At 40.0% G+C, this 9,567-nt stretch carries 6 protein-coding genes and 2 pseudogenes; 5 read left to right on the top strand and 3 right to left on the bottom strand.

The window, feature by feature from the left end:
- From metG to cdd, 3 genes and pseudogenes are all read left to right on the top strand, one after another.
- Window positions 1–237: pseudogene (gene metG, locus PE36_RS22985) on the top strand (methionine--tRNA ligase); the annotation flags it as partial.
- Between the two features lie 130 nt (window positions 238–367).
- Window positions 368–1,558, top strand: coding sequence for a class I SAM-dependent methyltransferase (locus PE36_RS22980; RefSeq protein WP_006034514.1), 1,191 nt, complete (start codon window positions 368–370; stop codon window positions 1,556–1,558).
- 102 nt (window positions 1,559–1,660) lie between these two features.
- Window positions 1,661–2,554 (top strand): cytidine deaminase, encoded by an 894-nt coding sequence (gene cdd, locus PE36_RS22975; protein WP_006034513.1) that lies wholly within the window; start codon window positions 1,661–1,663, stop codon window positions 2,552–2,554.
- Window positions 2,555–2,648: 94 nt separating this feature from the next.
- Here the strand turns inward: cdd and PE36_RS22970 are convergent, their stop codons facing one another.
- The gene (locus tag PE36_RS22970) at window positions 2,649–3,644 is read right to left on the bottom strand and encodes a GGDEF domain-containing protein (RefSeq protein WP_006034512.1); all 996 of its coding nucleotides are present in this window, start codon (window positions 3,642–3,644) and stop codon (window positions 2,649–2,651) included.
- A gap of 562 nt (window positions 3,645–4,206) precedes the next feature.
- Between PE36_RS22970 and PE36_RS22965 the strand changes: the two genes are divergently transcribed.
- Entirely contained in the window at window positions 4,207–6,711 is a 2,505-nt protein-coding gene (locus tag PE36_RS22965) for a VolA/Pla-1 family phospholipase (RefSeq protein WP_006034511.1), read from the top strand.
- Window positions 6,712–6,862: 151 nt separating this feature from the next.
- Here PE36_RS22965 and PE36_RS22960 read toward each other — a convergent pair whose 3' ends face one another.
- Both PE36_RS22960 and PE36_RS22955 read right to left on the bottom strand, forming a co-directional pair.
- The gene (locus tag PE36_RS22960) at window positions 6,863–7,702 is read right to left on the bottom strand and encodes an isopenicillin N synthase family oxygenase (protein ID WP_006034510.1); all 840 of its coding nucleotides are present in this window, start codon (window positions 7,700–7,702) and stop codon (window positions 6,863–6,865) included.
- Between the two features lie 269 nt (window positions 7,703–7,971).
- Window positions 7,972–8,649, bottom strand: coding sequence for a thiol:disulfide interchange protein DsbA/DsbL (locus tag PE36_RS22955; RefSeq protein ID WP_232286630.1), 678 nt, complete (start codon window positions 8,647–8,649; stop codon window positions 7,972–7,974).
- Window positions 8,650–9,061: 412 nt separating this feature from the next.
- Between PE36_RS22955 and PE36_RS22950 the strand changes: the two are divergent.
- Window positions 9,062–9,567 (top strand): annotated as a pseudogene (locus PE36_RS22950) (methyl-accepting chemotaxis protein); the annotation flags it as partial.

The raw sequence follows: 9,567 nt of genomic DNA, 5'->3' as shown, positions 1-9,567 counted from the left end.
CTTAAGCTAACCTTAGATGTAGGCGGCGAAACGCGTCAAGTATTTGCGGGTATCAAATCAGCTTACGAGCCAGAGCAACTTGAAGGTCGCTTAACGGTTATGGTTGCTAACTTAGCGCCACGTAAGATGAAGTTTGGACTGTCAGAAGGTATGGTACTTGCTGCAGGCCCTGGCGGCAGCGATATCTTCGTACTAAACCCGGATGAAGGTTCAGAACCTGGCATGCGCGTAATGTAATTAAGTTCAGTTATCCGAATAGCTATTGAGGCTATTCTGACACTGACTTTTAAAGGGACTCACACTGAGTCCCTTTACTGTTATATAACGTATGATTTATAACTAAATTTTAAAACGATAAGAGATTTAAATGACAGCTCAAATTATCCTTGCTAAAGGCAAAGAAAAAGCACTTAAACGTAGACACCCGTGGATCTTCTCTGGCGCAGTTTCAAAAGTGAAAGGCGAAGCAGCCGCTGGTGAAACAGTTGATATCATGAGTGCGGGCGGCGAATGGCTAGCATCTGGTAGCTACTCTCCAGAGTCTCAAATTCGTGTACGTGTGTGGCATTTCGACCGTGGCGTAGAAATCGATCAAGCATTCTTTGAAAAGCGCATCAAACAAGCACAATCATTACGTGATGAGTTAATCGCAGAAAAAGGCCTAACTGGCTACCGTTTAATCGCAGCGGAATCTGATAGCCTTCCAGGTATCACGATCGATCGTTACAACGATTTCTTAGTATGTCAGTTATTATCTGCCGGTGCTGAATTTCACCGTGACACGTTAGTGGCAGCATTAAGCGTGCTTTACCCAGAATGCAGCATCTACGAACGTTCAGATGTAGCAGTACGTAAAAAAGAAGGCCTAGAGCTAGTAAAAGGCGTACTTAAAGGTGAAGAGCCACCTGAAGTGGTTATCATCGAAGAAAACGGCGTTAAAATTGAAGTTGATATTAAAGGTGGCCACAAAACTGGTTTCTATCTTGATCAACGTGATAACCGTCAAGCAGCTGCAAAATATGCAAAAGGCAAAGACGTACTTAACTGCTTCAGCTACACTGGTGGTTTTGGTGTTTATGCACTACAAGCTGGCGCAAAATCAATTACGAACGTAGACCTATCTCAGTCTGCGCTTGATATTGCCAAACGTAATATGGAGCACAACGGGCTAGACCTTTCGAAAGCTGAGTTCGAGCGTGCTGACGTGTTCAAACTACTACGTAAATACCGTGAAGAAGGCCGTGCATTTGATACCATCATTCTTGATCCGCCTAAATTTGCAGAAAACAAAGCGCAAATGAAAGGGGCTTGTCGTGGTTATAAAGACATCAACTTTGTGGCCATGCAAGTACTTAAGCCAGGTGGTACACTGTTAACATTCTCATGTTCAGGCCTAATGGAAGACGGTTTGTTCCAGAAAATTGTTGCAGATGCAGCACTGGATGCAGGTAAAGATGCTTATATCGTTGAACGTTTATCACAAGCGGCAGATCATCCAACGGCTAGCTTCTATCCAGAAGGTTATTATCTAAACGGTTTAGTACTAAAAGTTTTATAATTTAGAGCTCTATCCTTGTAATTAATCGGATTTAGTTGCAAAGTGGCACTCAGATAGAATTTTATTCTCTATTCAGTGCCACTTTTTAACAAGGCCAATTTTATGAAAGAAAAGCTCCTTACCGCACTTTCGTGCTTACCTGAATCACTTCAAAGCCATGTTCTACCTATCATCTCTAAACCTGATTTTAAGGGTGTTATTAACGCTGAAGATGTCGACCTCTTACAACTGCATTCTGCGCTCGAAACACCTGAGCTATTACTGAGTTTATTACCCCTAGCTGCCGCCTATTCTGTTGCACCCATCTCAGACTTCAATGTTGGCGCAATTGCACGAGCAGGATCGGGTAATCTGTATTTCGGTGCCAATTATGAATTTACTCATCAAGCATTATTCAACAGTGTTCATGCTGAACAAGCGGCCATCAATAATGCCTTTAGTCATCATGAATCTGCAATTTTAGACATTACGGTCACCGATAGTCCGTGTGGTCACTGTCGTCAATTCATGAATGAGTTACACTGTGCACCCGAGTTAAGTGTCAATTTAAAGGCAACAGGGGTGAAAACCTTAGCGACTTTGCTACCCGATTCTTTCGGTCCAATTGACCTAGGTATTAGCGAATCACTGTTAGCAGCTAAACCGGTTAATTTAACCTTGCAACAACCAAGCGAGTCAACACTGGTACAAGCGGCACTGAAAGCAGCAAACGACAGTTATGCGCCTTATAGTCATTGCCATGCAGGTATTGCGTTAAAAACAACAACGGGTACTGTGATTGCCGGCCGTTATATTGAAAATGCCGCTTTTAATCCGTCACTATCACCAATGCAATCCGTGTTAGTTAATTTAAATTTGGCTGGGTTTGGATTTGCTGATATTGCCGCTATGATCTTAGTAGAAAAAGCAGATACTAAGATGAGTCACGCGCAAGCTACGCAAATACTTGTGTCTGAAATCGGTATTGAAAATTATCAACATGTATATGCACATTAGATGAAACTTAAAAGCATTTGTTAGTGATAAAATAATTAACAGATGCTTTTTTAGGATTTAACCTTTCATTTAACTTCTTATATTAAAATTAGTTTTATTTAAACAATTCGTGTTCATGCTCGATGACACATTCAATATTATGTTGACCCTCAATTTTTTTAAAGTTTGTTACCTTGTTTCTCCCTGCACGTTTTGAGTCATACAAAGCTACATCAGCTTGCTGAACGAGTGTTGATAATACTCTGCCACTCTCTAATTCTGTAAAACCAATACTGATGGTTATAGTCCCAACTTGTGGGAATATATACTGCGCAATCATCCCCCTTAATCGTTCCAATATAAGTACTGCGATATCTTCTGCTGCGCATTTAAACAACACCGAAAACTCTTCACCGCCATAGCGAAAGATATAATCTTGACTACGAAAGTTAGTTTTAATTAAGCGTGCAATTAAGATTAAGACCTCATCGCCAATGACATGTCCAAACTGGTCATTCACCTGTTTAAAGTTATCAATATCTAACATACCCAGATACCAAGCACAGTGTTCATCGCTCTGCTCGCGGCGTTCATTGTGATCATGACCGGCGATCACCTCCATCAGCTTACTTTCAAAGGTTTGTCGGTTAAGTAATTCAGTCAGTGGATCAAGCCTATTTTTAAACAGGACATGGCGTTGATTGGCATAAATGTGTAATACATTAACAGCCGTGCCAAATTGATTGGTATCTAAAATCTCTGCCTTTGTATGCACGGCAACAACAAAGCCAATTACCGATTCACAATGACAGATTGGGATATAGCTTATTCGGAGTTGTGAGCACAGACAGGTATGGATCTTATTATCTTGTAATTTAAGATACAACGAATCAATACTTTCAGGCGTAAATTCTTTACCGGTGCAATTATCAGAAATTAAGGTAATGTTCTGCTCTGTTAGTGCATTTGCCCTCGCAAAGACTGAAATTTTCTGTGTGTTTAAAATAGCTTGTAACGAATCAATTAATCTAACGTTAAGTTGCGCCTCATCTTCCGATTCGGTTAGTGAGATAAACCATTCATGCGCACAACCATTAACCGTTTTTAACATTTACCAATACCCTTTGAACATCATTAATACTGAGAGTTTAGTAAAGAAAACATAAAATTGAGAACAAAAAAACTTCAAAAAAAAATGATACGCGCACTTTAGCCATGTCAGCGCCTTCAGAATTTATAACGCTGTGTGCCGTTGATGGGAAATAACCAGCTGATGCTTCTTGAAAGAAGCCATAAGTATTAATAAGCAATAGAGAAAGGTTAACTGATCTATCATAGTTAACTCTTTAATTTCGTCCCACTCATCCGACCCGTTATCACATCTATTTGAATAAACCCATTTAGCACTACATAATATATATACCCTTAACTGGTTATAAAATATGCATGATTTCGTTAATATTCTCATTATTAACACATAATGATTAAGTAATACCTGCTACTTTCGTCTAGCTTATTGAGATCTATCTCACATAAAAATTAGAATTAATCGTACTTTATGCCAACGAGTTAACACAAACGAAACAACCTGTTCACTTTGTATGTACACGGCCACCTTGCTATTTCTATAATGTTATCTCTTTATGTAGATTATAAAATTAAGGTTGGACAGGATGCCACGAATAAAGATACTTGCCTCATTAATCATCTCAAGCTTTGCCCTCACCGCTTGTAATTCAGATACTGAAGTATTAGACGTTGAAGAAAATAAGCTATACACGAGTAGCCGCATACAATTTGATCCATCAGGTGGAATTTTATCTTTACCTAATGACTTGCTATTTAGCGGTACTACTGACGGAACGTTACAACTACCAGATGAAACAGCTGCCATTGAAGCGGCTTCAGGTGCTGTGATTACTTATGATGATAATACGTATGCGATTGGTGCACTAGACGGCTGGTCAACAATCCAACCTATCGTTATTGGTGTTGATTTATACGAAGATCGTACGTTAGATGCTTCAAGCATTACACAAGAAGGAGCGGTGCGTATTATTCCGGTTATGCTTGGTGGTGCAATATCATTATCTAGTGATGCGAATTGTAAAGGCGCCCCTTCATTATCGGTTTGTGGTGTTACTGGCCCCGAATTAGAATATGGTAATGGTAAAGACTTTATAACTGCAGTGAATGGTACCTCTATTGTAATAATACCTTTAAAACCGTTTGCTGAAAATGCCAGTTACATGTATTTAACCACGGACTTGATTAAAGACAGTGCAGGCGAATCCGTTAACGGTAGTGTTACCTATCAACTGATAAAGAAAGACTTCGCAGAAAGTCCTATTGGTGATCCCTCGAACGCGGCCGATGCCGCTGCCGTGGGTTTGCAAAAATTAGTTAATCACTATGATGCTGATATTATTACAGCACTTGGTATTGATGCAAGCACTGTGACCTCAACCGGTGTATTTACAACCCAGTCAGAAACTGATGTGATTAATATCCTGAAAACTGTTATGGCTGCTGCTGATGCAGGCGCACCAGCGTATACAGCATACAAGCCGGGAGTCCCTGCAGCACTTACAATCACGGTTGCCGATGCAAATGCAGCAGCTGCTGCTGTAGGTTTTGCTCCACTGAGCACAACCATTGAACTGCCTTACTACTTGAAAACTGAATCTAAAAGCAGTTATTGGACAGCCTTAGGTGATAGCCCGATAACAATTCTAGGTGCATATGCCGCTAGTCCTACGACCGTTGGGCTGGCTGTTACAACCAATTGTCCTAGCGCAAATTTAGCCATTCCTGCAACCCTAGTGGGTTGTAATATCGGCTTAGATCCATTCAAGCATCTAACTCGCTTCAACCCTCTTGTAACACCTGTTGTATATAACGCAAAACCAAGTAAAACAGTTGAAGTTCAAATAACTATACCTCAATCAGCGCGTCCTGCAGACGGTTATCCGGTTAACATATCTTTACACGGATTAGGTACATTAAAAGAAACAACATTGGCAACAGCCAAAGCATTTGCAGATCAAGGAATTGCAACCATCGCCATTGATATGCCATTACACGGTAGCCGCGGTGTTGATTACTTACTCGCAGACGGAAGTCCTGGTACGGATGGCATTTATGATATTAGTGCCACAGATGCTCAATTTGGTGCATCTTATGCCAATGGTACAGCGCTTGATTTCATTAATATTGAAAGTGGCTTAACGGTACGTGATAACTTCCGCCAAGCGATAGCTGATTTATTAGCACTACGTTTACAGATTGCGGAATTTACGGATGGTGCTGTTATACCTCAAACTCTGTTTGACCCATCGAAGGTTTCAATGCACGGGCTTAGTCTAGGTGCGATCACGGGTTCTTCATTTGCCGCTTATGCAAATGACGCTACCCTAGTAGATCACAATCCACTTGACGGCACGCCAGAAACACCAGCGAATGACTTATATGGCCTAAAAACAGTGTCTCTTGTTGCGCCAACGGGCGGTCTAGCGTCTGTATTCAACGACAGCGCCACTTTTGGTCCAATGTTAATGGATGAGTTGGTGAAGACGGTTGTTACAGCACAAGCAATTGCTAGTGGAGCAACGGATGAAGAAGCTGCAACACAAGCAAAAGGAGTTGTCGATTTCAAAGACAATGCTACAGCAGCTGAATATGCCGCTGCACAGAAATATGCTGAAGATGAAATCGTTGAATCGTTACTCTTCTCAATACAAACTCAGGTAGACCCAATTGATCCAATCAATATAGCCGCAAAACTTGCAGCGAATACTGCCAAACTACACGTAATTGAAATTGTGGGTGATGGTATGAATAACAAATCTGACCAAGTATTGCCTAACGGTAATGGAGTGACACTGACTGGTACTGAAACACTGATCAAACTGCTTGAATTAGGTTGCTTAGATCCGACATCAACTGCATCAACAGCAGGCGCTGTTCGCTTTAGTAAAGGCCATCACAGTTCATTGATTCAGGCATCAGGAGCTGGAGCAACATTTGCAGGTGTGACTGATGAAGATGCTGTAGACGCAAGAATTGAAATGCAAACTCAAGTGGTGACGTTTGCTGAAGGTGCATCAGCAGCGGCAATGACAGGTGGAAATATTCTAATCTCAAATACCGATGTTATTAGCCCTTGTCCGGCGTCATAGACATGTAATAACTCTCTAGAATAACGAATTATTATATAAACCTGCACCACGGTGCAGGTTTTTTTATGCCTAAAACTTACTCCCGCTTTACACGCATAAAAAAACCAACTCAATGGAGTTGGTTTTTAGTTTCAGCATTAAGTATATCGAATTAAAGCACGCCTAATTCACGTAATCGTTCAGTTAAATATTCATCTGCTGTATAACGTTCTGACAATACAACCTCAGATTTAGGGTGTAAGAATAGCGGTAACGAAACACGCGCTTTAGTCATGTCCGCGCCTTCAGGGTTTATCACACGATGCGTTGTTGATGGGAAGTATCCACCAGACGCTTCTTGTAACATATCACCGATATTAATAATGATATTACCAAAATCGCTTGGTACGTCTAACCAGCTACCATCCTGATTCAGTACTTGTAAACCAGGTTCGTTAGCCGCGGGTAGCACTGTAAGCATATTAATGTCTTCGTGTGCAGCAGCACGAATTGCGCCTACTTCTTCATTACCTGTCATTGGCGGGTAATGTAAAACACGCAATAATGTACGCGAACTTGCTTCAACCATCTTCGATAATGGCATGCTGTATTTTGCTGATACGTCAGCTGGTGAGTATTCCTCAACCCAATCCAGTAATTCAGCGGCTAGTGCATTAGCTTGCTCGTAATACGCTAGAATATTTTCTTTTAATGACTCAGGAATACGGCCCCAAGTATATACATGGAAATACTCTTTAATATCTTTAACACTGTGACCTTTTGCTGTTTCAGAAACAGTTGCAGGGAAAAAACCATCTTGCGTTTCAGGTTTAAACAAGAAATCGTGTTTTTCTTCGGTTTCAAAGAATGCTTGCCATTCAGTGTAAATCGCTTGAACTAACGCCGGATCAATCGGGTGATTAGTTAATACGCCAAAACCTGTGTCACGAAGCGATTTTACAAACGCTTCACCGCAATTTTCAGCGCGGTAATCAATTGCTGCTAATGTCATGTTCATACTTCTTTGTAAAAAATTTCACGAATAATAAAATTCATTAGATATAAAGTCTACTGTTAAAGATGAGTTTAACCATATAATTTATCATTCGATCTACAAATATCGTTATTTACGTTCACAAACGATACGATCTACTTTTGAATGAAAGTTGATATAAAAAAGGAGCGGTACACACTCATCACTGTAAATAAACAAGTATCGCTCCTTTCAGGATTAACAAATAAGATGTAATAGCGCTTATTTACCTAAGCTACTTGTCTAAACTATTTATCTAAACTGTTCAGATAAGTAATCGTTGCGGCTAAGTCTTCTAATGTTTTATGTGCGCTAGAGTTAACCAGATATTTACCTTGTACGAGAAAAACAGGTACAGATGCAATATTAGCGTTCGTTACAATCGTTTCTGCTTTAACCATGGCTTGATAAACCGCTTCGTGCTCTGCTTCGCTTAAATCAATTGGGCTTTTCATGTTGTATTTTGCGAATATGGTAATCATCTCTGCTTTTTTCTGTGCAGGTGTCATCGCTTCAGCAGCTTCTTCAATCTCTTGACTTTCACCATGATCATGCTTGTCTGCACCAGCACCACTTTGTGTATAAGTAAACAAGTCAGTCATCATCTCATGACTAGGTTTTCCGTTATTTTGATTCGCTGCAACATAGTAAACATAAGCAGAACGCTGCGCACTTTCATTAAAGGTTACGTGGGTTTTAGCAATCTCTATTTTCGTCATATCTTCAATTGCAGGGATCATGGCTTCCATGTTCTTACAATTACCGCACGCAAGAGAAAATATTTCGACAACATCAGGCAAATCAAACATTGGCGTGGGAATAACAGCGTATTCATTCCCTTCTTTTGGATTATTGTCTTCGCTGCAGCCAGCAAGCGCAAACAATGATACAAAAACGAATAACAGCGGTTTAAAGATAGATTTCATAATATAAAAGACCATTAGTTGAAATAAAGATTGGAAAGCACAAGAGCGTATAATGTATTGGTAGTAGTGTCGAATAAGATTACCTTGCTTTACTTTGATCATGATCTAGATCAATCAAGGTGCGCAACAGCAAATACACGGGTTAATTCATAACCCTGTACTACCCATATGAATAGTTTATAACACTACCATCCGCACTGAAGTTGGTTATTAACCACACTAACAAGTAAAATATTAGAGTTAACCACAAAGAAGTAGCTTAATTAAAGTGATCTAGATACAGATTATAATATAAAGAAATATACAATAATCAACCATATGGATATTATCCTGCGGGCATATCTACAGGTGCCATATCTACACTCGCGACTTCTACTATCAACTAATACCGTTATGTAAGGATTAAGTTAACGTGAATTTTTTATCCAGTTTTAAAGGCCGTATCATTACAGTAGTGATATTACTAGTTATCTCCTCACTCGTGATATCGAGTTTTATTTCTTACCGACAATTATCTTCTTCTATCGTAGGCAATATTGATAAATATTCACAACTACAAGTTGCTAGCACTGCAAATAAAATTAATAGCTGGTTCCAAGGCATCAAAAAAGGATTAGTGGCAACAGCCCCTGATTTTGCAATCCCTCGTGATGATGAACAATTATTACTCATGGTAAAACAGGTATTTCTCGCTACCGATGCAAATGATATTTTAGCTGCTTATGAAGACGGTAAAGCAATTACAGCGATCGACGGCAAGCTAAGTTTAGATAGCTTTGATCCACGTACTCGCGACTGGTATAAAGAAGCAAAACAAAAAGGCACAACAATAATTACGGGCATTTACAGTGATGCTACGACGGGAGGATTGATGATAAGTATTGCTGAACCTTTCTATTATAATGGCCAATTTACTGG

It is taken from the genome of Moritella sp. PE36, assembly GCF_000170855.1.
Classification (GTDB): Bacteria; Pseudomonadota; Gammaproteobacteria; order Enterobacterales; family Moritellaceae; genus Moritella.
The sequence above is the reverse complement of the archived record's forward strand: the minus strand, read 5'-3'. Positions and strand labels throughout refer to the sequence as shown.